The sequence below is a fragment of the Halobacillus ihumii genome (genome assembly GCF_902726645.1).
Taxonomy (GTDB): Bacteria; Bacillota; Bacilli; order Bacillales; family Halobacillaceae; genus Halobacillus_A; species Halobacillus_A ihumii.
Window position 1 is genome coordinate 2217652 of the sequence record NZ_CACVAO010000001.1, and the last position, 24328, is coordinate 2241979.

Sequence of the window (24328 nt, forward strand, 5' to 3'; positions counted from 1 at the left end):
ATAGATTGAAATGTTTGACAACTGACGTTCAGTTACGTACAGTAAAGATTAAATCCCATAAAAATACTTGGTATTAGGAGTGAAAAAATGAAAGTAGCTAATAGCGTCAGTGATCTAGTAGGTAAGACCCCAATGGTAAAGCTGAACAGAAGTGCAGACGAAAACAGTGCAGATATTTACCTGAAACTTGAATACATGAATCCGGGAAGTTCTGTCAAAGATCGTATTGCTCTTTCAATGATTGAAGCGGCTGAAGAATCAGGAGAATTAAAGCCAGGCGATACAATCGTTGAGCCGACAAGCGGAAACACTGGTATTGGCTTAGCGATGGTTGCAGCAGCCAAAGGATATAAAGCGACTCTCGTCATGCCGGATACCATGAGTCAAGAACGTCGCAACTTACTGCGTGCTTATGGAGCTGAACTTATCCTAACTCCAGGGAGCGATGGAATGAAGGGTGCCATTAAGAAGGCTGAAGAACTTAAAGATAAACATGGTTACTTTATGCCTCAGCAGTTTAATAACAAGGCGAACGTTGCTGTCCACGCCCAAACTACAGGTCCTGAAATCGTTGAGCAGATGGGGGATCAGCTCGATGCCTTCGTATCCGGAATCGGTACAGGTGGGACCATCACAGGTGCAGGTAAAGTACTTAAGAAACACTATCCAGAAATCAAGATCTATGCGATTGAACCTGAAGATTCCGCGATTCTATCAGGAGGAGAACCTGGTCCGCATAAAATCCAAGGCCTCGGCGCTGGATTCGTTCCAGAGATACTGGATACTGAAATTTACGATGAAGTTTACACTGTATCCAAAGAGGACTCCTATGCTGCTGCTCGTGAAGCCGCTAGCAAAGACGGAGTTTTAGGCGGAGTCTCTTCCGGGTCCGCGATTCATGTAGCAAAACAAGTGGCCAAAAAACTAGGCAAGGGAAAGAAAGTTGTGGCTGTCCTTCCAAGTAACGGAGAACGCTATCTATCCACACCGCTTTACCAATTTGATGAAGAATAAATTATAAAAAGCTGAACTCCTGTAGTTCAGCTTTTTTTATGGACAGGAATTCCTAAATGTCCCCAGTGATAGATGTCGTAAATTGTTGTAAAATAGAAAGATAAATTATTTTTTGAAAGAGGGAACGGAATATGCTCAATACTAAAGTCAAAAAATTAGACCTTTCCACACAAACCCAAGTGATGGGCATCCTTAATATTACGCCAGACTCCTTTTCTGACGGTGGAAAATTTAATGAAATAGACAGGGCGGTAACACATGCCTTGGAAATGGAACAGCAAGGTGCCCAGATCATTGACGTCGGGGGTGAATCGACCAGACCCGGACATGCGCCTGTTACAGAAGCAGAAGAGATCACACGAGTTGTGCCTGTAATAACAGCGTTACGCGAAAAGCTCTCTATACCGATTTCCATTGATACGTATAAGGCTGAGGTGGCAAAACACGCGGTAGAAGCAGGGGCTTCCATAATAAATGACGTCTGGGGAGCTAAGCATGAACCTGCGATTGCACAAGTGGCGGCGGATTATGAGGTGCCGATTATCCTGATGCATAATCGCAAGGATAAAAACTATGATTCGCTGATCGAGGATATGAAGACGGATCTGAAGGAAAGTATTGATATTGCGAAACGGGCAGGTGTCAAAGAAGAAAATATTATTTTAGATCCGGGGGTTGGTTTTCCTAAAAGTCCTGATGATAACTTGGTGGTGATGAGACACTTAGATGAGTTTGTTGCCTTAGGTTACCCAGTCTTATTAGGAACCTCCCGAAAATCGTTCATCGGGTTAACCCTTGACCTCCCTGAAAATAAGCGGATGGAAGGTACAGGAGCAACGGTTTGCTTCGGCGTGTCGCAAGGAGTTCACATTGTACGTGTGCATGATGTGGAACCTATCATAAGAATGACGAGAATGATGGACGCTATGATGGGAAAGGAGCAGTATAATGGATAAAATCTACTTAAACGGAATGGAATTCTGGGGCTACCACGGCCTCTTCCCTGAAGAAAATAAACTCGGACAACGTTTCTATGTTGATCTTGAAATGGAGTTGGATTTAAAGCCAGCTGCTGCGCAAGATGATATGAACCAGTCTATAAATTATGGCCAAATTTATGAAGTTACGAAATCGGCGGTAGAAGGAGAAGCGGCGAAACTTGTAGAAACAGTGGCAGAACGACTTGCTCAAAAATTATTACAATCCTTTTCGTTGCTTGAGGCATGCCGGGTCAAAGTAACTAAGCCTGACCCGCCTATTCCCGGACATTATAAATCTGTCGCTATCGATATCTATAGGAGCCGACGAGATGACTAAAGCCTATATTGCACTTGGGTCTAATATTTCTCCGCGTAAGCAATATCTAACAGAGGCTATTGATATGCTTGATAAGCATGAAGAGATCATATTAGCTAAACAGTCAAAAATTTATCAAACGGCCCCCGTTGGATATACCGAACAGAATGATTTTTTGAATATGGTCATAGAGGTAGATACGGTCTTACAGCCGTTGCAACTGCTTGATTATTGTCAGACGATTGAACAGAATTTAGGCAGAAGACGAATCATAAAGTGGGGTCCGCGCACCATAGATCTTGACATTTTATTGTATAATGATGAAAATATGAAAGCAGAGCGACTTACGATTCCGCATCCTTATATGCACGAACGAGCATTTGTGATTGTGCCGTTGGCAGAAGTGAATCCGGAGGCCAACCTGCCTACATTAATGAAAACAGCAAAAGAGGTACTTCAACAGCTTCCTGACGAAGACGTGAAGACTATTCAGCCGTTGTAACTTTTGCAACTGTATCTATACCGTACAGCCAAATACTTCGAAACAGGTGAGCTTGCAGAGGAGCTTTCACTTAAAGGGAAAATTGATGTACGTATGCTTCACCTAAAAATGAGAAAGTGTCGGTACTCGAAATCCAGGAAGCATGTCCCGTGGTATTTGGAAGTCCTAAGGCGGAGGGACGGGTCCGCAACCGTACCAGGCAAAAATCAAGGACACAATGCTAAACATTCTGAATGACCTTGAAGAAAGTATGAAGGTCTCATAGTGCTTTCTTCGTTGACACAAAACAAGGTCTTTTCTATACTAAATCATAGTTGCAACACTGCCAGGGCCCTTCTGGCAGTTTTTATTATTGAGCCGGAGTCAGGGTAAATGATGTTAGGAATGGAGTGATGAAAATGTCAGAAGAACTCAATGACCAAATGCGGGTGCGCAGAGAAAAATTGAGTACGTATAAAGAGCAAGGACTGGATCCGTTTGGAACTAAATTTGAAAGAACAGCCCTCGCCGAAAATTTAAAAGCAGATTACGATAAATTTTCTAAAGAGGAACTTGAAGATAAACAAGCCCCTGCTACTATCGCTGGACGAATTATGACGAAGCGCGGAAAGGGAAAAGTCGGCTTTACTCATATTCAAGACCTTAGCGGGCAGATCCAGCTTTATGTCCGTAAAGATAGTATAGGGGACGAAGCATATGATGTGTTTAAAACAGCAGATATTGGTGATATTGTCGGTGTCTCTGGTGTCATGTTCAAGACAAACGTAGGAGAACTCTCTGTTAAGGCTGACGAGTTTCAGATTTTAACAAAATCACTGCGGCCTTTACCTGAGAAATTCCATGGTTTAAAAGATGTAGAACAGCGCTATCGCCAGCGTTATTTAGATCTTATTACGAACCCGGACAGCCGGGATACGTTTGTGACACGAAGTAAGATCATTCAGTCTATGCGTAGATATTTAGATGCCTTAGGCTTCCTAGAGGTAGAGACCCCAATGATGCATGGTATTCCTGGAGGAGCATCAGCACGTCCGTTCGAAACTCACCATAACGCACTTGACATGCCTCTCTATATGAGAATTGCTATCGAACTTCACCTGAAAAGATTAATCGTAGGCGGTATGGAGAAGGTTTATGAGATTGGAAGGGTGTTCCGGAATGAAGGAGTCTCTACTCGTCATAACCCTGAATTCACCATGATTGAATTGTACGAGGCCTATGCAGACTACCACGATATCATGAGTTTAACTGAAAATTTAGTTGCTCATATCGCAGAGGAAGTATTGGGATCAAAATCGGTCACATATGAGGATGTGGAAATCAATTTAGAACCCGAATGGACTCGGCTTCATATGGTGGATGCTGTGAAAGAATACACAGATGTGGATTTCTGGCAGCAGATGAGTGATGAAGAAGCCAAAGCCTTGGCCAAGGAGCATGGTGTGGAAATTCAGGATACGATGACGTTTGGCCATATCGTAAATGAATTTTTTGAACAAAAGGTTGAGGAGAAACTTATTCAGCCTACCTTCATTTTCGGGCATCCTATTGAGATTTCTCCACTTGCTAAAAAGAATCCCGAGGACGAGCGTTTCACGGACCGTTTTGAATTATTCATAGTAGGGCGCGAACACGCGAATGCATTCTCTGAGTTGAATGACCCGATTGATCAACGTCAACGCTTTGAAGCTCAACTCAAAGAAAGGGAAGAAGGAAATGACGAAGCGCATATGATGGATGAAGACTTCCTGGAATCGTTAGAATATGGTATGCCTCCTACAGGTGGTCTAGGAATCGGAATTGACCGTCTTGTTATGTTATTAACGAACTCTCCGTCAATCCGGGATGTATTACTGTTCCCTCAAATGAGAAATCGCGAATCTTAACTTCAGCTACTTCCCTCGACTGTTGTCGAGGGCTAATTTTTGGCTGGATCTGTCAGAAAATACTTTTATTTTATTTAGCACTTGATTTGATCATATAATCATGGTAAATTATTAAACGTCGCATTAAGCGAATGTAACTTTTTTCGCTTCTTGCAGAAAAAGATCTTGTTAGAAAGTTGTTGACTTAACTTACTAACCATGATATATTAGTTAGGTCGCTGTTTTGAAGCGGCACTCACCATTTTGATCTTTGAAAACTGAACGAACCAACCAGTACGTCAACATATTCTTTCTATTATATAGAAGGAATTCAAACAAGCACATTCGGTGTGCAAATGAGCAAGTCAAACTTACTTTTATGGAGAGTTTGATCCTGGCTCAGGACGAACGCTGGCGGCGTGCCTAATACATGCAAGTCGAGCGCAGGAAGCAGGCAGATCCCCTTCGGGGGTAATGCCTGTGGAATGAGCGGCGGACGGGTGAGTAACACGTGGGCAACCTGCCTGTAAGATCGGAATAACTCCGGGAAACCGGGGCTAATGCCGGGTAATCCTTTTTTTCGCATGAGAGAGAGGTAAAAGATGGCCTTTGGCTATCACTTACAGATGGGCCCGCGGCGCATTAGCTAGTTGGTGAGGTAATAGCTCACCAAGGCGACGATGCGTAGCCGACCTGAGAGGGTGATCGGCCACACTGGGACTGAGACACGGCCCAGACTCCTACGGGAGGCAGCAGTAGGGAATCTTCCGCAATGGACGAAAGTCTGACGGAGCAACGCCGCGTGAACGATGAAGGTCTTCGGATCGTAAAGTTCTGTTGTTAGGGAAGAACAAGTACCGTGCGAATAGAGCGGTACCTTGACGGTACCTAACGAGGAAGCCCCGGCTAACTACGTGCCAGCAGCCGCGGTAATACGTAGGGGGCAAGCGTTGTCCGGAATTATTGGGCGTAAAGCGCGCGCAGGCGGTTTCTTAAGTCTGATGTGAAAGCCCACGGCTCAACCGTGGAGGGTCATTGGAAACTGGGGAACTTGAGGACAGAAGAGGAGAGTGGAATTCCACGTGTAGCGGTGAAATGCGTAGATATGTGGAGGAACACCAGTGGCGAAGGCGACTCTCTGGTCTGTTTCTGACGCTGAGGTGCGAAAGCGTGGGTAGCAAACAGGATTAGATACCCTGGTAGTCCACGCCGTAAACGATGAGTGCTAGGTGTTAGGGGGCTTCCACCCCTTAGTGCTGAAGTTAACGCATTAAGCACTCCGCCTGGGGAGTACGGCCGCAAGGCTGAAACTCAAAGGAATTGACGGGGGCCCGCACAAGCGGTGGAGCATGTGGTTTAATTCGAAGCAACGCGAAGAACCTTACCAGGTCTTGACATCCTTGGACCACCCTAGAGATAGGGTCTTCCCTTCGGGGACCAAGTGACAGGTGGTGCATGGTTGTCGTCAGCTCGTGTCGTGAGATGTTGGGTTAAGTCCCGCAACGAGCGCAACCCCTAATCTTAGTTGCCAGCATTGAGTTGGGCACTCTAAGGTGACTGCCGGTGACAAACCGGAGGAAGGCGGGGATGACGTCAAATCATCATGCCCCTTATGACCTGGGCTACACACGTGCTACAATGGATGGTACAAAGGGCAGCGAAGCCGCAAGGTGTAGCAAATCCCATAAAACCATTCTCAGTTCGGATTGCAGGCTGCAACTCGCCTGCATGAAGCCGGAATCGCTAGTAATCGCGGATCAGCATGCCGCGGTGAATACGTTCCCGGGCCTTGTACACACCGCCCGTCACACCACGAGAGTTGGCAACACCCGAAGTCGGTGAGGTAACCTTTATGGAGCCAGCCGCCGAAGGTGGGGCCAATGATTGGGGTGAAGTCGTAACAAGGTAGCCGTATCGGAAGGTGCGGCTGGATCACCTCCTTTCTAAGGAATATGCAAGGCGGAAGCACCCTTACGGGTGACGGAAGCTGCCGCATACGGAGGACGTACCTGGTTGGTTGTTCAGTTTTGAGAGATCAAAAGATCTTCTCATTGTGAACCTTGAAAACTGGATAAGATATTTCAGAACGTGTTGGATCGTTAGATCCGCACGGGATGACAAGACATCAAACATCAATTTTTTAAACGTCTTTTCACAGATAGTTAAGTGAATAAGGGCGCACGGTGGATGCCTTGGTACTAGGAGCCGATGAAGGACGGGACTAACACCGATATGCTTTGGGAAGCCGTAAGTAGGCTGTGCACCGAAGATTTCCGAATGGGGAAACCCCCTGCTCGTAATGGAGCAGGATCGTTTACTGAATACATAGGTAGACGAAGGCAGACCCGGGGAACTGAAACATCTCAGTACCCGGAGGAAGAGAAAGCAAACGCGATTTCCCAAGTAGCGGCGAGCGAAACGGAATCAGCCCAAACCAGAAAGCTTGCTTTCTGGGGTTGTAGGACACTCCTTTGGAGTTACCAAAAAAGAAGATAGATGAATCGATCTGGAACGATCAGCCAGAGCAGGTAAGAGCCCTGTAATCGACATCTTCTTTTCTCCGGAGTGGATCCTGAGTACGGCGGAACACGAGGAATTCCGTCGGAATCCGGGAGGACCATCTCCCAAGGCTAAATACTCCCTAGTGACCGATAGTGAACCAGTACCGTGAGGGAAAGGTGAAAAGCACCCCGGAAGGGGAGTGAAAGAGAACCTGAAACCGTGTGCCTACAAGTAGTCGGAGCCCATTGATGGGTGACGGCGTGCCTTTTGTAGAATGAACCGGCGAGTTACGACTGTATGCAAGGTTAAGCGTCAGAAGCGGAGCCGCAGCGAAAGCGAGTCTGAATAGGGCGAATGAGTATGCGGTCGTAGACCCGAAACCGTGTGATCTACCCATGTCCAGGGTGAAGGTCAGGTAACACTGACTGGAGGCCCGAACCCACGCAAGTTGAAAATTGCGGGGATGAGGTGTGGGTAGGGGTGAAATGCCAATCGAACACGGAGATAGCTGGTTCTCTCCGAAATAGCTTTAGGGCTAGCCTCAGAATAGAAAGTCTTGGAGGTAGAGCACTGATTGGACGAGGGGCCCCTACCGGGTTACCGAATTCAGTCAAACTCCGAATGCCAACGACTTTGTTCTGGGAGTCAGACCATGGGTGATAAGGTTCATGGTCGAGAGGGAAACAGCCCAGACCGCCAGCTAAGGTCCCTAAGTGTGTGTTAAGTGGAAAAGGATGTGGAGTTGCTTAGACAACCAGGATGTTGGCTTAGAAGCAGCCATCATTGAAAGAGTGCGTAATAGCTCACTGGTCGAGTGACTCTGCGCCGAAAATATACCGGGGCTAAACACACCACCGAAGCTGCGGATTGATCCGAACGGATCAGTGGTAGGAGAGCGTTCTAAGGGCGGCGAAGTCAGACCGTAAGGACTGGTGGAGCGCTTAGAAGTGAGAATGCCGGTATGAGTAGCGAACAAAGAGTGAGAATCTCTTTCACCGAAAGCCCAAGGTTTCCTGAGGAAGGCTCGTCCTCTCAGGGTTAGTCGGGACCTAAGCCGAGGCCGAAAGGCGTAGGCGATGGACAACAGGTTGATATTCCTGTACCGCCTCCTTTCCGTTTGAACGACGGGGGGACGCAGGAGGATAAGGAGAGCGCACCATTGGATGTGTGCGTCCAAGCAGTGAGACGGTCGAGGCAGGCAAATCCACTCGGCAACGTCAAGCTGTGATGGGGAGGGAACTAAAGTACCGAAGCTCCTGAGTTCACACTGCCAAGAAAATCCTCTAGTGAGGAAAGAGGCGCCCGTACCGCAAACCAACACAGGTAGGCGAGGAGAGGATCCTAAGGTGAGCGGGAGAACTCTCGTTAAGGAACTCGGCAAAATGACCCCGTAACTTCGGGAGAAGGGGTGCTCCTCTGCCGAGGAGCCGCAGTGAAAAGGCCCAAGCGACTGTTTACCAAAAACACAGGTCTCTGCGAAGCCGTAAGGCGAAGTATAGGGGCTGACACCTGCCCGGTGCTGGAAGGTTAAGGGGATGCGTTAGCGCGTAAGCGCGAAGCGTTGAACCGAAGCCCCAGTAAACGGCGGCCGTAACTATAACGGTCCTAAGGTAGCGAAATTCCTTGTCGGGTAAGTTCCGACCCGCACGAAAGGTGCAACGACTTGGGCACTGTCTCAACGAGAGACCCGGTGAAATTATACTATGCGTGAAGATGCGCATTACCCGCGACAGGACGGAAAGACCCCGTGGAGCTTTACTGTAGCCTGATATTGAATGTTGGTACAGCTTGTACAGGATAGGTGGGAGCCTGAGAAACCGGAGCGCTAGCTTCGGTGGAGGCGCTGGTGGGATACCACCCTGGCTGTACGGACATTCTAACCCAGGACCGTGATCCGGTTCGGAGACAGTGTCAGGTGGGCAGTTTGACTGGGGCGGTCGCCTCCTAAAGAGTAACGGAGGCGCCCAAAGGTTCCCTCAGAATGGTTGGAAATCATTCGCAGAGTGTAAAGGCACAAGGGAGCTTGACTGCGAGACTTACAAGTCGAGCAGGGACGAAAGTCGGGCTTAGTGATCCGGCGGTACCGGATGGGAGGGCCGTCGCTCAACGGATAAAAGCTACCCCGGGGATAACAGGCTTATCTCCCCCAAGAGTCCACATCGACGGGGAGGTTTGGCACCTCGATGTCGGCTCATCGCATCCTGGGGCTGTAGTCGGTCCCAAGGGTTGGGCTGTTCGCCCATTAAAGCGGTACGCGAGCTGGGTTCAGAACGTCGTGAGACAGTTCGGTCCCTATCCGTCGTGGGCGTTGGAAATCTGAAAGGAGCTGTCCTTAGTACGAGAGGACCGGGATGGACACACCGCTGGTGTACCAGTTGTTCCGCCAGGAGCATCGCTGGGTAGCTACGTGTGGACGGGATAAGTGCTGAAAGCATCTAAGCATGAAGCCCCCCTTGAGATGAGATTTCCCCTTACGCCAAGTAAGTAAGATTCCTCAGAGACGATGAGGTCGATAGGTCCGAGGTGGAAGCGTGGTGACACGTGGAGCTGACGGATACTAATCAATCGATGACTTAACTATAAGGAAAACGTACACATTAAATGTTTGATAACTTGAATGTCTTATCCAGTTTTGAAGGTTTACAAAAAAAACCTTGAAATTTTCTTTCAAGGGTCATATAATATATCTTGTCCTTGAAAAATAATAAGGTTTGGTGGTGACGGCGAAGAGGTCACACCTGTTCCCATGCCGAACACAGCAGTTAAGCTCTTCAGCGCCGATGGTAGTCGGGTTGATCCCCGTGAGAGTAGGACACTGCCAAGCCTTGTTACATAAAACCCGGAGGATTAGCTCAGCTGGGAGAGCACTTGCCTTACAAGCAAGGGGTCGCAGGTTCGAGCCCTGCATCCTCCACCATTTATCGCCGGCCTAGCTCAACTGGCAGAGCAACTGATTTGTAATCAGTAGGTTGGGGGTTCAAGTCCTCTGGCCGGCACCATTGATTGTGTGGAAACACGACGAATAATCACATATAAATTTGCGAGAAACATTTTTGATGAAGAGCCATTAGCTCAGCTGGTAGAGCATCTGACTTTTAATCAGAGGGTCGGAGGTTCGAGCCCTCCATGGCTCACCAAATTTTTAGCGGGTGTGGTGGAATTGGCAGACACGCTAGATTTAGGATCTAGTGCTTCACGGCGTGGGGGTTCAAGTCCCTCCACCCGCATTACACGCGGAAGTAGTTCAGTGGTAGAACACCACCTTGCCAAGGTGGGGGTCGCGGGTTCGAATCCCGTCTTCCGCTCCATTATACTTAAATAAGAATTTAGAGACCTAGAAAGCTTGTCAAGCCGGGGTGGCGGAATTGGCAGACGCACAGGACTTAAAATCCTGCGGTAGGTTACTACCGTGCCGGTTCGAGTCCGGCCCTCGGCACCATAATAATATATGCGCCCGTAGCTCAATTGGATAGAGCGTCTGACTACGGATCAGAAGGTTAGGGGTTCGACTCCTCTCGGGCGCGCCATTCTTTATACGGGAAGTAGCTCAGCTTGGTAGAGCACTTGGTTTGGGACCAAGGGGTCGCAGGTTCGAATCCTGTCTTCCCGACCATTCTCTAACCAATTTAATGGGGCCTTAGCTCAGCTGGGAGAGCGCCTGCTTTGCACGCAGGAGGTCAGCGGTTCGATCCCGCTAGGCTCCACCATTTTGATCTTTGAAAACTGAACGAACCAACCAGTACGTCAACATATTCTTTCTATTATATAGAAGGAATTCAAACAAGCACATTCGGTGTGCAAATGAGCAAGTCATTCTCAACTTTTATGGAGAGTTTGATCCTGGCTCAGGACGAACGCTGGCGGCGTGCCTAATACATGCAAGTCGAGCGCAGGAAGCAGGCAGATCCCCTTCGGGGGTGATGCCTGTGGAATGAGCGGCGGACGGGTGAGTAACACGTGGGCAACCTGCCTGTAAGATCGGAATAACTCCGGGAAACCGGGGCTAATGCCGGGTAATCCTTTTTTTCGCATGAGAGAGAGGTAAAAGATGGCCTTTGGCTATCACTTACAGATGGGCCCGCGGCGCATTAGCTAGTTGGTGAGGTAATAGCTCACCAAGGCGACGATGCGTAGCCGACCTGAGAGGGTGATCGGCCACACTGGGACTGAGACACGGCCCAGACTCCTACGGGAGGCAGCAGTAGGGAGTCTTCCGCAATGGACGAAAGTCTGACGGAGCAACGCCGCGTGAACGATGAAGGTCTTCGGATCGTAAAGTTCTGTTGTTAGGGAAGAACAAGTACCGTGCGAACAGAGCGGTACCTTGACGGTACCTAACGAGGAAGCCCCGGCTAACTACGTGCCAGCAGCCGCGGTAATACGTAGGGGGCAAGCGTTGTCCGGAATTATTGGGCGTAAAGCGCGCGCAGGCGGTTTCTTAAGTCTGATGTGAAAGCCCACGGCTCAACCGTGGAGGGTCATTGGAAACTGGGGAACTTGAGGACAGAAGAGGAGAGTGGAATTCCACGTGTAGCGGTGAAATGCGTAGATATGTGGAGGAACACCAGTGGCGAAGGCGACTCTCTGGTCTGTTTCTGACGCTGAGGTGCGAAAGCGTGGGTAGCAAACAGGATTAGATACCCTGGTAGTCCACGCCGTAAACGATGAGTGCTAGGTGTTAGGGGGCTTCCACCCCTTAGTGCTGAAGTTAACGCATTAAGCACTCCGCCTGGGGAGTACGGCCGCAAGGCTGAAACTCAAAGGAATTGACGGGGGCCCGCACAAGCGGTGGAGCATGTGGTTTAATTCGAAGCAACGCGAAGAACCTTACCAGGTCTTGACATCCTTGGACCACCCTAGAGATAGGGTCTTCCCTTCGGGGACCAAGTGACAGGTGGTGCATGGTTGTCGTCAGCTCGTGTCGTGAGATGTTGGGTTAAGTCCCGCAACGAGCGCAACCCCTAATCTTAGTTGCCAGCATTGAGTTGGGCACTCTAAGGTGACTGCCGGTGACAAACCGGAGGAAGGCGGGGATGACGTCAAATCATCATGCCCCTTATGACCTGGGCTACACACGTGCTACAATGGATGGTACAAAGGGCAGCGAAGCCGCAAGGTGTAGCAAATCCCATAAAACCATTCTCAGTTCGGATTGCAGGCTGCAACTCGCCTGCATGAAGCCGGAATCGCTAGTAATCGCGGATCAGCATGCCGCGGTGAATACGTTCCCGGGCCTTGTACACACCGCCCGTCACACCACGAGAGTTGGCAACACCCGAAGTCGGTGAGGTAACCTTTATGGAGCCAGCCGCCGAAGGTGGGGCCAATGATTGGGGTGAAGTCGTAACAAGGTAGCCGTATCGGAAGGTGCGGCTGGATCACCTCCTTTCTAAGGAATATGCAAGGCGGAAGCACCCTTACGGGTGACGGAAGCTGCCGCATACGGAGGACGTACCTGGTTGGTTGTTCAGTTTTGAGAGATCAAAAGATCTTCTCATTGTGAACCTTGAAAACTGGATAAGATATTTCAGAACGTGTTGGATCGTTAGATCCGCACGGGATGACAAGACATCAAACATCAATTTTTTAAACGTCTTTTCACAGATAGTTAAGTGAATAAGGGCGCACGGTGGATGCCTTGGTACTAGGAGCCGATGAAGGACGGGACTAACACCGATATGCTTTGGGAAGCCGTAAGTAGGCTGTGCACCGAAGATTTCCGAATGGGGAAACCCCCTGCTCGTAATGGAGCAGGATCGTTTACTGAATACATAGGTAGACGAAGGCAGACCCGGGGAACTGAAACATCTCAGTACCCGGAGGAAGAGAAAGCAAACGCGATTTCCCAAGTAGCGGCGAGCGAAACGGAATCAGCCCAAACCAGAAAGCTTGCTTTCTGGGGTTGTAGGACACTCCTTTGGAGTTACCAAAAAAGAAGATAGATGAATCGATCTGGAACGATCAGCCAGAGCAGGTAAGAGCCCTGTAATCGACATCTTCTTTTCTCCGGAGTGGATCCTGAGTACGGCGGAACACGAGGAATTCCGTCGGAATCCGGGAGGACCATCTCCCAAGGCTAAATACTCCCTAGTGACCGATAGTGAACCAGTACCGTGAGGGAAAGGTGAAAAGCACCCCGGAAGGGGAGTGAAAGAGAACCTGAAACCGTGTGCCTACAAGTAGTCGGAGCCCATTGATGGGTGACGGCGTGCCTTTTGTAGAATGAACCGGCGAGTTACGACTGTATGCAAGGTTAAGCGTCAGAAGCGGAGCCGCAGCGAAAGCGAGTCTGAATAGGGCGAATGAGTATGCGGTCGTAGACCCGAAACCGTGTGATCTACCCATGTCCAGGGTGAAGGTCAGGTAACACTGACTGGAGGCCCGAACCCACGCAAGTTGAAAATTGCGGGGATGAGGTGTGGGTAGGGGTGAAATGCCAATCGAACACGGAGATAGCTGGTTCTCTCCGAAATAGCTTTAGGGCTAGCCTCAGAATAGAAAGTCTTGGAGGTAGAGCACTGATTGGACGAGGGGCCCCTACCGGGTTACCGAATTCAGTCAAACTCCGAATGCCAACGACTTTGTTCTGGGAGTCAGACCATGGGTGATAAGGTTCATGGTCGAGAGGGAAACAGCCCAGACCGCCAGCTAAGGTCCCTAAGTGTGTGTTAAGTGGAAAAGGATGTGGAGTTGCTTAGACAACCAGGATGTTGGCTTAGAAGCAGCCATCATTGAAAGAGTGCGTAATAGCTCACTGGTCGAGTGACTCTGCGCCGAAAATATACCGGGGCTAAACACACCACCGAAGCTGCGGATTGATCCGAACGGATCAGTGGTAGGAGAGCGTTCTAAGGGCGGCGAAGTCAGACCGTAAGGACTGGTGGAGCGCTTAGAAGTGAGAATGCCGGTATGAGTAGCGAACAAAGAGTGAGAATCTCTTTCACCGAAAGCCCAAGGTTTCCTGAGGAAGGCTCGTCCTCTCAGGGTTAGTCGGGACCTAAGCCGAGGCCGAAAGGCGTAGGCGATGGACAACAGGTTGATATTCCTGTACCGCCTCCTTTCCGTTTGAACGACGGGGGGACGCAGGAGGATAAGGAGAGCGCACCATTGGATGTGTGCGTCCAAGCAGTGAGACGGTCGAGGCAGGCAAATCCACTCGGCAACGTCAAGCTGTGATGGGGAGGGAACTAAAGTACCGAAGCTCCTGAGTTCACACTGCCAAGAAAATCCTCTAGTGAGGAAAGAGGCGCCCGTACCGCAAACCAACACAGGTAGGCGAGGAGAGGATCCTAAGGTGAGCGGGAGAACTCTCGTTAAGGAACTCGGCAAAATGACCCCGTAACTTCGGGAGAAGGGGTGCTCCTCTGCCGAGGAGCCGCAGTGAAAAGGCCCAAGCGACTGTTTACCAAAAACACAGGTCTCTGCGAAGCCGTAAGGCGAAGTATAGGGGCTGACACCTGCCCGGTGCTGGAAGGTTAAGGGGATGCGTTAGCGCGTAAGCGCGAAGCGTTGAACCGAAGCCCCAGTAAACGGCGGCCGTAACTATAACGGTCCTAAGGTAGCGAAATTCCTTGTCGGGTAAGTTCCGACCCGCACGAAAGGTGCAACGACTTGGGCACTGTCTCAACGAGAGACCCGGTGAAATTATACTATGCGTGAAGATGCGCATTACCCGCGACAGGACGGAAAGACCCCGTGGAGCTTTACTGTAGCCTGATATTGAATGTTGGTACAGCTTGTACAGGATAGGTGGGAGCCTGAGAAACCGGAGCGCTAGCTTCGGTGGAGGCGCTGGTGGGATACCACCCTGGCTGTACGGACATTCTAACCCAGGACCGTGATCCGGTTCGGAGACAGTGTCAGGTGGGCAGTTTGACTGGGGCGGTCGCCTCCTAAAGAGTAACGGAGGCGCCCAAAGGTTCCCTCAGAATGGTTGGAAATCATTCGCAGAGTGTAAAGGCACAAGGGAGCTTGACTGCGAGACTTACAAGTCGAGCAGGGACGAAAGTCGGGCTTAGTGATCCGGCGGTACCGTATGGAAGGGCCGTCGCTCAACGGATAAAAGCTACCCCGGGGATAACAGGCTTATCTCCCCCAAGAGTCCACATCGACGGGGAGGTTTGGCACCTCGATGTCGGCTCATCGCATCCTGGGGCTGTAGTCGGTCCCAAGGGTTGGGCTGTTCGCCCATTAAAGCGGTACGCGAGCTGGGTTCAGAACGTCGTGAGACAGTTCGGTCCCTATCCGTCGTGGGCGTTGGAAATCTGAAAGGAGCTGTCCTTAGTACGAGAGGACCGGGATGGACACACCGCTGGTGTACCAGTTGTTCCGCCAGGAGCATCGCTGGGTAGCTACGTGTGGACGGGATAAGTGCTGAAAGCATCTAAGCATGAAGCCCCCCTTGAGATGAGATTTCCCCTTACGCCAAGTAAGTAAGATTCCTCAGAGACGATGAGGTCGATAGGTCCGAGGTGGAAGCGTGGTGACACGTGGAGCTGACGGATACTAATCAATCGATGACTTAACTATANAGCCCCCCTTGAGATGAGATTTCCCCTTACGCCAAGTAAGTAAGATTCCTCAGAGACGATGAGGTCGATAGGTCCGAGGTGGAAGCGTGGTGACACGTGGAGCTGACGGATACTAATCAATCGATGACTTAACTATAAGGAAAACGTACACATTAAATGTTTGATAACTTGAATGTCTTATCCAGTTTTGAAGGTTTACCCTTCTTCATAAAAGTGATGTGGTGGCGACAGCGAAGAGGTCACACCTGTTCCCATGCCGAACACAGCAGTTAAGCTCTTCAGCGCCGATGGTAGTCGGGTCGATCCCCGTGAGAGTAGGACGCGGCCACATTATTATTTTAAAACCGGAAGCATATGCTTCCGGTTTTTTTACTATATAATAATAAAGACCCTTTATTCCTGAGCAAGGAAGGTGGAATCCGAATGGATGAGTTCGTCATATTTAATGAACATATAGAAACATTTTTTATACGCTTGTTAATCGCACTCCTATTATCAGGTATTATTGGTTTTGAAAGAGAATTGAAAAATCACTCTGCGGGATTTCGTACACATATATTAGTTGGAATTGGTTCGTGTCTCATGATGCTTTTATCCTTGTATGGTTTTGAACACTTTATTAACAACTATGACAATGTGCGTTTTGATCCTTCACGTATTCCCTCATATGTTATTAGCGGAATTGGATTTCTAGGCGCAGGCACAATTATTGTAAATGGAATGACGATAAGGGGATTAACGACAGCTGCTTCTATTTGGACAGTTGCAGGGCTGGGTTTGGTCGTTGGTGCCGGGATGTACGATGTAGCAGTGCTTGCTACTATTTTAGTTTTACTAAGTTTAATCTTCTTAAATAATTTGGAGAAAAAGTACTTTAGCAGTTATTTTAAAAATTCTTATCTACTCATTACGGATGAACGGATAGAAACTGGTAAATTACTTGGTATCTTTGATGATGAAGGTATTGAACTGCAAAGAGTAGAGGTTGAAAATCTGAATAATCGTACTAAAAGTATTCTCATACACATTAATAAAGGTCAGGAATTTAATGATGCTACACTAATTGAACGACTTTCAAACGTAGAAAATGTAATACAGGTCAAACAGAAAAGATGAGGAAACTATACGACAAAATCGTATAGTTTTTTTGGTTTTAAGCTCCCTTTAATTAGGGAATGATTACAGATATAACAAAAACATTTTATTTGCGTATATGTAAAATTTAAGTATAATAAAATTATAGTCAAAGATAGTCAAAGTCAAATGAGGAGGAGGGAAAATGCGGAATATATCCGACATCATAGAAGAGTATTTAAAGAATGTTATAGACAATAATGAGAGGAAAGCTATTGAAATCAAGCGAAGTGAAATTGCTGACCGATTTCAATGTGTGCCTTCCCAAATAAATTATGTGATTAAAACACGGTTCACTGTGGAAAAAGGGTATATAGTTGAAAGTAAGCGCGGAGGCGGAGGCTATATTCGCATCAGGCGTGTTCAACATCGATCAGAAGCACAGATGATCGAAGAGCTTATGCATCTAATCCATCCTAAAGTTTCGCAGTCTATAGCAGTTGATATTATTGAAAGATTACTTGAAAATGACAGCATCACTGGTCGTGAAGCTCGTATGATGGTGAGTGTAATGGACCGTGAAGTTCTCGCTTTTCCCCTTCCTTTAAGGGATGAGATCCGTTCAAGAATTTTAGCGGCTATGCTGTTTACCCTTAAGTACAAAAGCTGAAATAGGAGGGAGAGAATGTTATGGAATGTCAACGATGCCATAACCGTCCTGCCACTGTTCATTTGACACAATTATTAAATGGTGAAAAGACTGAAATCCATGTTTGTGAACAATGCGCGAAGGAAAAAGGATATATGCATGACCATGAAGAAAACTTTATATTGAACGACTTATTGACTGGACTTTTTAATTTCGAAACGAAACACTCGTTGAAGGGTCAGCAGACTAGTACCCCTTCTCCTAAGGAACAACTTAAATGTCCTACATGCGGTCTAACATTTCAAGAATTCGCAAAAGCAGGGAAGTTTGGTTGTGCGGAATGTTATAGAACATTTGATGATAGGTTAAATCCTATTTTGAGAAGGGTTCATAGCGGTAATACGCGTCATGATGGTAAAATCCCTAGACGTGAAGGAGGCAACTTGCACCTTAAACGTCAGATGGATCAATATAAATCTGAACTACAACGCTTAATACAACAAGAAGAGTTTGAGGAAGCTGCTAAAGTAAGGGATGAGATTCGCTCCTTAGATAGCCAACTCGATCAAAGAGGGGAGGAGGAGGACTGATGTCATTACAGCAATTTATGAATGAGGCAATTAGTCCGTGGATGAAGGAAGACGGCCCCGATAGTGATATCGTGTTAAGCAGCCGTATACGTTTGGCACGTAACTTTTCTGATGTTCCTTTTCCGACGATTTCTTCAGAGGAACATTTGGAAAAAGTACTATCTTTTTTCCATGATGAGTTCCAGGATCAATCCTTTCGAGATTACAAGAACTTTGAAGTTGTTAAAATGAATGAGTTACAACCGATCGAGAAAAGGGTGCTGGTAGAAAAACATTTGATCAGCCCGCACTTAACGGATAATTCTGAGCACTCAGCCTCACTGATATCTAAAAATGAACAAGTGTCAATCATGATCAACGAAGAAGATCATATACGCATCCAGTTATACTTCCCGGGTTTTCAGCTTGACAGGGCTCTTGAGCAGGCCTCACAGCTTGATGATTGGCTTGAGGAGAAGGTCGATTACGCTTTTGATGAGAAGCGAGGATATTTAACTGCATGTCCGACAAATGTAGGTACTGGAATGAGAGCATCGGTGATGATGCATTTGCCTGCTCTTGCCATGACCCAGCAGATTAACCGCATGACCCCTGCCATTAATCAGCTAGGTTTAGTCGTTCGGGGTATCTACGGGGAGGGCAGTGAGGCAGTAGGCAGTATTTTTCAAATATCCAATCAGATAACCTTGGGGAAATCCGAGGAAGATATTGTAGAAGACCTTCATAGTGTAGTAAAACAGCTGATTGACCAGGAACGAAGAGCAAGGCAAGCATTAATGCATCGCTCAGGTATTCAGCTTGAGGACCGAATTTTTCGTTCATATGGTGTTTTAAAACACAGTCGAATCATAGAGTCTAAAGAGGCTGCAAAATGTTTATCAGATCTAAGACTTGGTATTGACCTTGGTTTCATTGATCATGTACCAAAAACCATTTTAAATGAATTAATGGTTTTGACGCAGCCCGGATTCCTGCAGCAATACGCAAAAGAAACCTTATCCCCATCCGAGCGGGATGTTAGAAGAGCATCATTAATTCGAGAAAGACTTCAGTTAGAAAATAAAGAATAAATGCAAGGAGGTTGTATCCATGATGTTTGGACGTTTTACAGAACGCGCGCAAAAAGTACTTGCCTTAGCACAAGAGGAGGCCGTTCGATTAGGTCACAACAATATTGGAACAGAGCACATTTTATTAGGATTAGTAAGTGAAGGTGAAGGGATTGCTGCTAAGTCTTTAACAGCATTAGGACTTGAAGCAAGCAAGATTCAGCAAGAGGTAGAAAAGTTAATCGGTAAGGGTGAGAAAGTATCCCAAACGATTCACTATACTCCAAGAGCTAAAAAAGTTATTGAGTTATCAATGGACGAAGCACGTAAATTAGGCCATTCTTATGTGGGTACAGAGCACATCCTTCTTGGTCTAATTCGCGAAGGTGAAGGTGTAGCGGCTCGTGTATTAAACAACTTAGGTGTAAGTCTTAATAAGGCGCGTCAGCAAGTCCTTCAGCTGCTAGGAAATAATGAGTCAACAGGCGGGCAAAATCGCCGTGGAGGCGGTGGGGGATCCCAGTCAGCCAATGCAAATACCCCGACACTTGATTCTCTTGCCCGTGACTTAACAGCGATAGCTAAAGAGGGAAATATTGACCCGGTAATTGGAAGAAGCAAAGAAATAGAGCGTGTAATTCAAGTACTAAGCCGTCGTACAAAAAATAATCCGGTACTTGTGGGTGAGCCTGGTGTAGGTAAAACAGCCATTGCTGAAGGGCTGGCTCAGCAAATCATGAACAATGAAATTCCTGAAATCCTGCGTGATAAACGGGTTATGACTCTCGATATGGGTACAGTAGTGGCAGGGACTAAATACCGCGGTGAATTTGAAGATCGCTTGAAAAAAGTAATGGAAGAGATTCGCCAAGCGGGAAATATCATCCTGTTCATTGATGAACTGCACACTCTAATTGGAGCAGGAGGAGCAGAAGGTGCTATCGATGCTTCAAACATTCTGAAACCTTCCCTTGCCCGTGGTGAATTGCAGTGTATCGGTGCTACAACACTTGATGAATATAAAAAGTATATTGAAAAAGATGCAGCTCTTGAACGCCGGTTCCAGCCGATTCAAGTAGATGAACCTACACTCGATGAATCTGTACAAATATTGAAAGGGCTTCGTGACCGCTATGAAGCTCACCACCGTGTAACGATTACAGATGATTCTATTGAATCAGCGGTCCGCTTTTCTGACCGTTATATTACCGATCGTTTCCTGCCGGATAAAGCGATTGATTTAATAGATGAAGCAGCATCTAAAGTTCGTCTTCGTTCCTATACAGCACCACCTAATCTGAAAGAGCTTGAGCAAAAACTTGAAGAGGTACGAAAAGAAAAAGATGCTGCTGTACAAAGCCAGGAGTTTGAAAAGGCTGCATCCTTAAGAGACAGTGAACAGCGTCTTCGCGATGAACTTGATCAAACGAAAGATGAGTGGAAAGAGAAACAAGGTCAAGAGGACTCTGAAGTGACAGTAGAGGACATCGCTTCGATCGTATCGACATGGACGGGAGTTCCAGTTAAGAAAATGACCAAAGATGAAAGTGAACGATTACTACACTTAGAGGATACCCTTCATGACCGTATCATTGGGCAGGAAGAAGCTGTTAAGGCAATATCTAAAGCGATTCGCCGTGCTCGTGCCGGATTGAAGGATCCGAAGCGTCCAATTGGCTCCTTTATTTTCTTAGGGCCGACAGGGGTAGGGAAAACAGAGCTTGCCCGTGCCTTAGCTGAAAGCATGTTTGGTGAAGAAGATGCGATGATTCGTATTGATATGTCAGAGTATATGGAAAAACACAGCACCTCTCGTCTTGTAGGTTCCCCTCCAGGCTATGTAGGTTTTGAAGAAGGAGGACAGTTGACAGAGAAAGTACGGAACAAGCCATACTCTGTTATCCTGCTTGATGAAGTAGAAAAAGCTCACCCAGAAGTCTTTAACATCCTTCTTCAGGTGCTTGAAGATGGACGTCTGACTGACTCTAAAGGACGTGTAGTAGATTTTCGAAACACGGTTCTGATTATGACATCAAACGTCGGTGCACAAGAGCTTAAGAGAAATAAATACCTTGGGTTCTCAATGGATGAAGCCAACCAAGACTACAAAGATATGAAATCCAAGGTGACAGATGAATTGAAAAAAGCATTCCGTCCAGAGTTCTTAAATAGAATCGATGAAACGATTGTTTTCCATTCTCTTGAGAGAAAACACATGAAAGACATTGTTACCCTAATGGCGGAACAATTGAGGAAACGCTTGTTAGATCAAGAAATCGATTTTACTCTTACGGAAAAAGCTATTGAGCATATTGCTGAAGAAGGGTTCGACCCAGAGTATGGCGCAAGGCCGTTACGCCGTTCCATTCAGAAAAACGTGGAGGACTTATTATCAGAAGAGTTATTGAAAGAAAATATTCAAAAAGGCCAAAAGGTTAAAATTGACCTGAATGATAATAAAGAATTTACTGTTCACGTTCAGCAAGAAGCGAAATAAGGACGCAAATATGAATAAAATATGAATAATTATAAATCGGAAGGGGTTTGCCTTCCGATTTTTTTCTGTATCAGCTATGCTTTTATTAAGAAGGTTTTAATATAATTGATAACTGCATGAAACTTTTTCACAATGTTTATCGTATAAAATAGTAAGAGAGGGGAAGATTCCCTTGGCTAAAAGAAAGACGAAGTTCGTTTGTCAAGAATGCGGATATGAAACACCGAAGTGGATGGGGAAATGTCCGGGTTGTCATCAGTGGAATACACTAGTTGAAGAAACTGCGATAACAGGATCCAATTCCCGTCACGTATTTCAAACCAGTACTTCATCATCTAAACCGGAGAAAATTAATGCGATCAAGTCTGAAAAAGAGCCTCGAATGGCCACGGATATGCCTGAATTAAACCGTGTGCTTGGCGGAGGTATTGTACCGGGGTCGCTGGTTTTGATAGGTGGAGACCCGGGTATTGGAAAGTCAACATTATTACTGCAAGTGTCAGCGCAAATTGCGAATAAACAGCCTCCAGTTTTATATATATCTGGAGAGGAGTCTTCACGCCAAACTAAACTGCGTGCAGAACGCCTGGGCGTAAAGTCAGAAGAACTTTATGTTTTATCTGAAACGAATTTACAGGATGTGTTAAATCAAATTGAGGCGATTGATCCCAAATTTGTGGTTATCGACTCTATTCAAACCATTTTTAAGGAAGACGTTACTTCAGCACCAGGGAGTGTGTCGCAAGTTCGTGAATGTACGAGTCAACTCATGAGGATAGCTAAAAGTAAAGGAATACCCATCTTTATCGTTGGCCATGTTACGAAAGAAGGCTCTATTGCTGGACCGCGGCTGCTTGAGCATATGGTTGATGCCGTCTTATATTTTGAGGGAGAAAGACATCATACTTTCCGTATTTTACGAAGTGTTAAGAACCGCTTCGGAAGCACACATGAAATGGGCATTTTTGAGATGAAAGAGAAGGGCTTAGAAGAGGTGCTGAACCCTTCTGAAATCTTTTTAGAGGAAAGGTCTCAAGGTGCAGCCGGGTCGATTGTAGTAGCCTCTATGGAAGGGACAAGGCCAGTCTTAGTGGAGATCCAGGCTCTCATATCTCCAACGTCTTATGGCAATCCAAGAAGAATGGCAACAGGCCTTGATAATAACCGAGTACCTCTGTTAATGGCCGTCCTTGAAAAAAGAGCTGGGCTCCTGCTTCAAAACCAGGATGCTTACGTGAAAGTTGCTGGCGGTGTTAAATTAGACGAACCTGCGATCGACTTAGCTGTGGCCATCAGCATCGCCTCAAGCTTTAGAAATCAGTCTTCAAATGCTGATGATGTTGTGGTAGGAGAGGTAGGACTAACGGGTGAAATTAGAAGAGTCGCCCGCATTGAACAACGAGTGCAGGAAGCAAATAAACTTGGTTTTAAGCGTGTTATTATTCCTAAGAAGAATTTAGATGGTTGGACACCGCCTCAGCCGATAGAAGTCATCGGTGTAAACACCGTTCAAGAAGCGATTCAAGTCACATTGGGGGAGCGGTAAATGGAATTACATGAGAGAAAAGATAATGGGATTGGTGAGATTCTTAAATTTGTTGCTCCTGGCACCCCGATACGTGATGGAATTGATAATGTATTACGGGCTAAAACAGGGGGGCTTATCGTCGTTGGGTATGGAGACACTATACGAGACTTAGTGGATGGCGGTTTTCATATTCAATCACACTTTACACCTGCCCATTTATATGAGCTTGCGAAAATGGATGGAGCGTTAATTTTAAATGATGAAGGCTCAAATATCTTATTCGCTAACGCTCAATTGATGCCAAATCCTGACATTCCCTCAACCGAAACTGGAATGCGGCATCGGACAGCTGAGCGGGTGGCGAAGCAAACAGGGCATCTAGTTATTGCTATTTCTCAAAGACGTAATGTGATTACGCTTTATAAGGGCCCGTTAAGGTATTCTTTAAAGGATATTGGTGTGATTTTGACGAAGGCGAATCAAGCGATTCAGACACTGGAAAAATATAAGAACGTTTTAGACCAAAGTGTAACAAACTTAGGGGCCATGGAGTTTGAAGATATGGTATCTTTCTCTGAGGTTGTGCAGGTGGTTCATCGAATTGAAATGGTCTTGAGAATTAAAACGGAAATCTTAAATTATGTGAATGAATTAGGAACAGAGGGGCGTTTGATTCAACTTCAGTTAACAGAACTTGTCTCAAATATTGAAGAGGATGCGAAATCTTTATTAAAGGATTATAGCAAACGTCCTGATTATGAACCTTATTATATTTTGCGGAAAATGCAGGAGGGAGCAAATACAGAGCTGCTCTCTGATGAGCAAGTTTTAAAGCTGCTAGGGTATCCATCTAACACGAAAATGTCAGATCCTATATGTCCTAGAGGATATCGGATATTGCAGCGAATCCCCCGCCTTCCTAACTTAATTATCGAACACTTAGTTGAACGGTTCGGGACTTTGAATGAGATTATACAAGCATCTGTAAAAGAGTTGGTGGAAGTAGATGGGGTAGGAGAAATACGTGCCACAAAAATAAGAGATGGGTTGGATAGGATTCAGGAACAGTTATTCGTTGACCGTCATATATAAAATAATTGACAATATATTTAAATTCATGTTAAAATATATAGTTTATTAATTGACTATATTTGGAATTTGTGCTAGTTTAAGATCATCATTTATGTTTTTAACCGATTAATAGTAAGGAAGTTTGGTCATAATGTGATCA

The 24328-nt window shown here is 46.6% G+C and carries 12 protein-coding genes, 9 tRNA genes and 6 rRNA genes; all 27 read left to right on the top strand.

What is annotated here, in order from left to right:
* Positions 1-87 precede the first annotated feature (87 nt).
* On the top strand, positions 88-1014 hold the full coding sequence (gene cysK / locus G6R08_RS10985) for a cysteine synthase A (protein ID WP_163527992.1): 927 nt from the start codon (positions 88-90) through the stop codon (positions 1012-1014).
* Positions 1015-1145: 131 nt separating this feature from the next.
* Positions 1146-1970 (top strand): dihydropteroate synthase, encoded by an 825-nt coding sequence (gene folP / locus G6R08_RS10990; protein ID WP_163527993.1) that lies wholly within the window; start codon positions 1146-1148, stop codon positions 1968-1970.
* Positions 1963-2331: a dihydroneopterin aldolase gene (folB, locus tag G6R08_RS10995; RefSeq protein ID WP_163527994.1), complete on the top strand. Its 369-nt coding sequence runs from the start codon at positions 1963-1965 to the stop codon at positions 2329-2331. The genes folP and folB overlap by 8 nt, the downstream gene beginning before the upstream one ends.
* Entirely contained in the window at positions 2324-2812 is a 489-nt protein-coding gene (folK, locus tag G6R08_RS11000; protein WP_163527995.1) for a 2-amino-4-hydroxy-6-hydroxymethyldihydropteridine diphosphokinase, read from the top strand. Before folB ends, folK begins: the two co-directional genes overlap by 8 nt.
* A 398-nt stretch (positions 2813-3210) precedes the next feature.
* A complete protein-coding gene (gene lysS, locus G6R08_RS11005) occupies positions 3211-4698 on the top strand; it encodes a lysine--tRNA ligase (protein ID WP_163527996.1) in 1488 nt (495 codons plus the stop codon).
* Between the two features lie 355 nt (positions 4699-5053).
* Positions 5054-6620, top strand: a 16S ribosomal RNA gene (locus G6R08_RS11010).
* Between the two features lie 217 nt (positions 6621-6837).
* Positions 6838-9760: ribosomal RNA gene (locus G6R08_RS11015) — 23S ribosomal RNA — on the top strand.
* A gap of 129 nt (positions 9761-9889) precedes the next feature.
* Positions 9890-10003, top strand: a 5S ribosomal RNA gene (gene rrf, locus G6R08_RS11020).
* Positions 10004-10020: 17 nt separating this feature from the next.
* A tRNA-Val gene (locus G6R08_RS11025) sits at positions 10021-10096 on the top strand.
* A gap of 6 nt (positions 10097-10102) precedes the next feature.
* Positions 10103-10178, top strand: a tRNA-Thr gene (locus tag G6R08_RS11030).
* Positions 10179-10240: 62 nt separating this feature from the next.
* Positions 10241-10316: transfer RNA gene (locus G6R08_RS11035), tRNA-Lys, on the top strand.
* 8 nt (positions 10317-10324) lie between these two features.
* A tRNA-Leu gene (locus G6R08_RS11040) sits at positions 10325-10406 on the top strand.
* Positions 10407-10412: 6 nt separating this feature from the next.
* A tRNA-Gly gene (locus G6R08_RS11045) sits at positions 10413-10487 on the top strand.
* Positions 10488-10529: 42 nt separating this feature from the next.
* Positions 10530-10618, top strand: a tRNA-Leu gene (locus tag G6R08_RS11050).
* An 11-nt stretch (positions 10619-10629) separates the two neighbouring features.
* Positions 10630-10706 (top strand) — tRNA-Arg (locus tag G6R08_RS11055).
* Between the two features lie 9 nt (positions 10707-10715).
* Positions 10716-10792, top strand: a tRNA-Pro gene (locus G6R08_RS11060).
* 18 nt (positions 10793-10810) lie between these two features.
* Positions 10811-10886 (top strand) — tRNA-Ala (locus tag G6R08_RS11065).
* 115 nt (positions 10887-11001) lie between these two features.
* Positions 11002-12568: ribosomal RNA gene (locus G6R08_RS11070) — 16S ribosomal RNA — on the top strand.
* A gap of 217 nt (positions 12569-12785) precedes the next feature.
* Positions 12786-15708, top strand: a 23S ribosomal RNA gene (locus G6R08_RS11075).
* Between the two features lie 219 nt (positions 15709-15927).
* Positions 15928-16041, top strand: a 5S ribosomal RNA gene (rrf, locus tag G6R08_RS11080).
* Together the 16S, 23S and 5S rRNA genes with 9 tRNA genes alongside form the textbook arrangement of a ribosomal RNA operon.
* Positions 16042-16133: 92 nt before the next feature.
* Positions 16134-16826, top strand: coding sequence for an MgtC/SapB family protein (locus tag G6R08_RS11085; protein ID WP_163527997.1), 693 nt, complete (start codon positions 16134-16136; stop codon positions 16824-16826).
* A gap of 163 nt (positions 16827-16989) precedes the next feature.
* Positions 16990-17454 (top strand): CtsR family transcriptional regulator, encoded by a 465-nt coding sequence (locus tag G6R08_RS11090; RefSeq protein WP_163527998.1) that lies wholly within the window; start codon positions 16990-16992, stop codon positions 17452-17454.
* A 20-nt stretch (positions 17455-17474) separates the two neighbouring features.
* Positions 17475-18023, top strand: a complete 549-nt coding sequence (locus tag G6R08_RS11095) for a protein-arginine kinase activator protein McsA (RefSeq protein WP_163527999.1) — start codon at positions 17475-17477, stop codon at positions 18021-18023.
* Positions 18023-19093 carry a protein-arginine kinase McsB gene (locus tag G6R08_RS11100; RefSeq protein WP_079525069.1) on the top strand — a complete coding sequence of 357 codons (1071 nt, stop codon included), beginning with the start codon at positions 18023-18025 and terminating at the stop codon, positions 19091-19093. Before G6R08_RS11095 ends, G6R08_RS11100 begins: the two co-directional genes overlap by 1 nt.
* Before the next feature lie 19 nt (positions 19094-19112).
* Positions 19113-21569 (top strand): ATP-dependent protease ATP-binding subunit ClpC, encoded by a 2457-nt coding sequence (clpC, locus tag G6R08_RS11105; protein WP_163528000.1) that lies wholly within the window; start codon positions 19113-19115, stop codon positions 21567-21569.
* A gap of 172 nt (positions 21570-21741) precedes the next feature.
* Entirely contained in the window at positions 21742-23115 is a 1374-nt protein-coding gene (radA, locus tag G6R08_RS11110; RefSeq protein ID WP_079525073.1) for a DNA repair protein RadA, read from the top strand.
* A complete protein-coding gene (gene disA, locus G6R08_RS11115; protein WP_163528001.1) occupies positions 23116-24189 on the top strand; it encodes a DNA integrity scanning diadenylate cyclase DisA in 1074 nt (357 codons plus the stop codon).
* Positions 24190-24328 lie beyond the last annotated feature (139 nt).

Coding starts and splice junctions, on each gene's coding strand:
- cysK (WP_163527992.1), top strand. CDS start 88: ATGAAAGTAGCTAATAGCGTCAGTGATCTAGTAGGTAAGACCCCAATG.
- folP (WP_163527993.1), top strand. CDS start 1,146: ATGCTCAATACTAAAGTCAAAAAATTAGACCTTTCCACACAAACCCAA.
- folB (WP_163527994.1), top strand. CDS start 1,963: ATGGATAAAATCTACTTAAACGGAATGGAATTCTGGGGCTACCACGGC.
- folK (WP_163527995.1), top strand. CDS start 2,324: ATGACTAAAGCCTATATTGCACTTGGGTCTAATATTTCTCCGCGTAAG.
- lysS (WP_163527996.1), top strand. CDS start 3,211: ATGTCAGAAGAACTCAATGACCAAATGCGGGTGCGCAGAGAAAAATTG.
- G6R08_RS11085 (WP_163527997.1), top strand. CDS start 16,134: ATGGATGAGTTCGTCATATTTAATGAACATATAGAAACATTTTTTATA.
- G6R08_RS11090 (WP_163527998.1), top strand. CDS start 16,990: ATGCGGAATATATCCGACATCATAGAAGAGTATTTAAAGAATGTTATA.
- G6R08_RS11095 (WP_163527999.1), top strand. CDS start 17,475: ATGGAATGTCAACGATGCCATAACCGTCCTGCCACTGTTCATTTGACA.
- G6R08_RS11100 (WP_079525069.1), top strand. CDS start 18,023: ATGTCATTACAGCAATTTATGAATGAGGCAATTAGTCCGTGGATGAAG.
- clpC (WP_163528000.1), top strand. CDS start 19,113: ATGATGTTTGGACGTTTTACAGAACGCGCGCAAAAAGTACTTGCCTTA.
- disA (WP_163528001.1), top strand. CDS start 23,116: ATGGAATTACATGAGAGAAAAGATAATGGGATTGGTGAGATTCTTAAA.